This is a genomic window from Bacteroides gallinaceum, assembly GCF_030373775.1.
Classification (GTDB): Bacteria; Bacteroidota; Bacteroidia; order Bacteroidales; family Bacteroidaceae; genus Phocaeicola; species Phocaeicola excrementipullorum.
On sequence record NZ_JAUDEN010000056.1, the window covers coordinates 1 to 3,200 of the forward strand.

The following is a 3,200-nucleotide window of genomic DNA, read 5'->3' on the forward strand; positions in this document are numbered from 1 at the left end:
GGCTAGAGCACCTGCTTTGCAAGCAGGGGGTCAACGGTTCGAATCCGTTATTCTCCACACAAAAGGAGTTCGATGACATGATGTGACAGACGCGAAAGCGAGCTCCGGACGCAAGTCCGGGCGAAATACCCCCCGCAGATGCGGGGGCGCAGGAAAGTAGTTAAGGGCGCACGGCGGATGCCTTGGCTCCCGGAGGCGACGAAGGACGCGGCAAGCTGCGAAAAGCCGCGGGGAGGCGCATGCAGCCTTTGATCCGCGGATTTCCGAATGGGACAACCCGTCATCCTGAAGGGGTGACATCCCGCTTTTGCGGGAGGCCAACGCGGGGAACTGAAACATCTTAGTACCCGCAGGAAAAGAAAACAACAGTGATTCCCCCAGTAGCGGCGAGCGAACGGGGAGAAGCCCAAACCGCAGGCGTTTCGGCGCCTGCGGGGTTGTAGGACCGCGAGGTCGGTTCTGGAAGGCGAGCGGAACGCGCTGGAACGCGCGGCCGCAGCGGGTGAAAGCCCCTTACGCGCAGCCTTCCCGGACTGTAGCGGGATCCTGAGTAGGGCGGGACACGTGCAATCCCGTCTGAATCTGCCGGGCCCATCCGGCAAGGCTGAATACTCCCGGGAGACCGATAGCGAACCAGTACCGTGAGGGAAAGGTGAAAAGCACTCCGAACAGGAGGTTGAAATAGAACCTGAAACCGTGCGCCTACAAGCGGTCGGAGCCTTCTATTGAAGGTGACGGCGTGCCTTTTGCATAATGAACCTGCGAGTTTCCGTCGCCGGCGAGGTTAAGGGGGACGACCCCCGGAGCCGCAGCGAAGGCGAGTCTGAACAGGGCGTTCAGTCGGCGGCGGAAGACGCGAAACCGAGTGATCTACCCTTGTCCAGGATGAAGTCCGGGTAACGCCGGATGGAGGTCCGAACCGATAGGCGTTGAAAAGCCTCCGGATGAGGTGAGGGTAGGAGTGAAAGGCCAATCAAACTCGGAGATAGCTCGTACTCCCCGAAATGCATTTAGGTGCAGCCCCGGGCGTTCGCGGCGCGAGGTAGAGCGACTGATAGGATGCGGGGGCTTCGCCGCCTGCCAAGTCCTGACAAACTCCGAATGCGCGCCGCCCACAGCCCGGGAGTGAGGGCGCGGGTGCTAAGGTCCGCGCCCGAGAGGAGAAGAATCCTGACCGCCGTCCAAGGCCCCGAAGTGGAGGCTCAGTTAGTTTAACGGGGTCCGGCCGCAGAGACAGCTAGGACGTTGGCTTGGAAGCAGCCATTCGTTTGAAGAGTGCGTAACAGCTCACTAGTCGAGGGGCCGGGCATGGATAATAATCGGGTATAAGCCTCCCGCCGAAGACGCGGGACCTTAAGGTCGGTAGGGGAGCATTCCGTGCGCGGCGAATCCGGGGCGCGAGCTCCGGTGGAGCGCACGGAAAAGCAAATGCAGGTATAAGTAACGATAAGGGGGGCGGGAAACCCCCCCGCCGCAAGACCAAGGTTTCCTGATCCACGCTAATCGGATCAGGGTAAGTCGGGCCCTAAGGCTAAGCGTACGGCGAGGCCGATGGCAGAGACGGTCAAGATTCCGTCACTGCCCGCAGGGGCGATGCGGGGACGCGGGAGTGGCACCGCCGCCGTCCGACGGAATGGACGGTTTAAGGGTGTAGGAGCTGAGGAGTCCAGGAAAGTCCGGGCTCCGATCCGAACCTGAAAGTACGGGGATCCCTTCGGGGCTCCCCGATAGCGCGGGTAACCAGGCCGCCGAGAAAATCCGCTAAGCTCCACCCTGCGGGCACCCGTACCGAAACGGACACACGTGGTCGGGTAGAACATACTGAGGCGCTCGGGTGAATCACGGTCAAGGAACTAGGCAAACTGACCCTGTAACTTCGGGATAAAGGGTCCCTCCTCGCAAGAGAGGGCGCAGAGAATAGGTCCAGGCAACTGTTTAACAAAAACACAGGGCTGTGCCAATACGAAAGTAGCCGTATACAGCCTGACACCTGCCCGGTGCCGGAAGGTTAAGGGGAGAGGTCATCCTTTCTGGAGAAGCCTTGAACTGAAGCCCCGGTAAACGGCGGCCGTAACTATAACGGTCCTAAGGTAGCGAAATTCCTTGTCGGGTAAGTTCCGACCTGCACGAATGGTGTAATGATCCGGACACTGTCTCGACCGTGAGCCCGGTGAAATTGTAGTATCGGTGAAGATGCCGATTACCCGCGATGGGACGAAAAGACCCCGTGAACCTTTACTGCAGCTTAGCGCTGCGCCTGGGCACGCGGTGTGTAGGATAGGCCGGAGGCTTCGACTCGGGCGCGCCAGCGTCCGCCGAGCCGTCGTTGAAATACGGCCCTCCGTTTGTCCGGGCGCTAACCCCCTCGGCGGGGTACACCGCTTGGCGGGCAGTTTGACTGGGGTGGTCGCCTCCAAAAGCGTAACGGAGGCTTCCAAAGGTGCCCTCGGGCCGATCGGTAACCGGCCTGTGAGTGCAATGGCATAAGGGCGCTTGACTGGGAGGCAGACATGCCGAGCAGGTGGGAAACCAGGGCATAGTGATCCGGCGGTTCCGCATGGAAGGGCCGTCGCTCAAAGGATAAAAGGTACTCCGGGGATAACAGGCTGATCCCTCCCAAGAGCTCATATCGACGGAGTGGTTTGGCACCTCGATGTCGGCTCGTCACATCCTGGGGCTGGAGAAGGTCCCAAGGGTTGGGCTGTTCGCCCATTAAAGTGGCACGCGAGCTGGGTTCAGAACGTCGTGAGACAGTTCGGTCTCTATCTATCGCGGGCGCATGAAATTTGCGCGGCTCGGGCACTAGTACGAGAGGACCGTGCCTGACCGACCTCTGGTCTGCCGGTTGTGCCGCCAGGCGCACCGCCGGGTATCCACGTCGGGATCGGATAAGCGCTGAACGCATCTAAGCGCGAAGCCGGCCGCAAGATTGGATTTCACAGGGCCGTCAGAGACGATGACGTCGATAGGGCGCAGGTGCACGGGCGGAGACGCCCTCAGCCGAGCGCTACTAATTGCCCGCACGCTTTCCTGGATGTTCAAGCTTCCGCGTCTGTCCTTCCCGTCCATCCTCTCCTTTCCCATTGAGGCGGCCACAGCCCGGAGGCTCCACCCCTTCCCATTCCGAACAGGGCAGTTAAGCTCCGGCGCGCCGATGGTACTGCGAAAGCGGGAGAGTAGGTCGCCGCCGTATTCCGAGG

General features: G+C 60.9%; 2 rRNA genes. Both read left to right on the plus strand.

The window, feature by feature from the left end:
• Positions 1-150: 150 nt before the first annotated feature.
• Positions 151-3,034 (plus strand): 23S ribosomal RNA (locus tag QUW60_RS14860).
• A 50-nt stretch (positions 3,035-3,084) separates the two neighbouring features.
• A 5S ribosomal RNA gene (rrf, locus tag QUW60_RS14865) occupies positions 3,085-3,193 on the plus strand.
• Positions 3,194-3,200: the final 7 nt, after the last annotated feature.